Origin of the sequence: Burkholderia ubonensis, assembly GCF_902833085.1 — a bacterium.
GTDB classification, from domain to species: Bacteria; Pseudomonadota; Gammaproteobacteria; order Burkholderiales; family Burkholderiaceae; genus Burkholderia; species Burkholderia ubonensis.
This window is the reverse complement of record NZ_CADFEB010000039.1, coordinates 1-332: the sequence shown is the minus strand read 5'-3', so window position 1 is coordinate 332 and position 332 is coordinate 1. Positions and strand designations below refer to the sequence as shown.

Sequence of the window (332 nt, the reverse complement as noted above, 5' to 3'; positions counted from 1 at the left end):
GCTGACGCTCGACCTGACCGGCACGACCCAGTACGGCGGCAAGGACGGCGTGAACAACCTCGCGCAGGACGGCTTCGCGAGCGGCACGCTGACGACCTTCACGATCGGCGCGGACGGCAAGCTGACCGGCAACTACTCGAACGGCCAGACGCAGACGCTCGGCCTGATCGCGCTCGCGAACTTCAACAACCCGAACGGCCTCACGAACCTCGGCGGCAACCAGTACGCCGAGAGCTCCGCGTCGGGCGTGCCGCAGATTTCCGCGCCGGGCAGCACGAACCACGGCGTGCTGCAGGGCAGCGCGCTGGAAAACTCGAACGTCGACCTGACGG

1 protein-coding gene is annotated in these 332 nt (G+C 68.1%); it reads left to right on the top strand.

Annotation, left to right across the window (positions count from 1 at the left end; all coding sequences use genetic code 11):
- Nucleotides 1-332, top strand: a 332-nt coding sequence (locus tag HWX31_RS34725; RefSeq protein ID WP_175934029.1) for a flagellar hook-basal body complex protein, incomplete at both ends; no start/stop codon positions are given.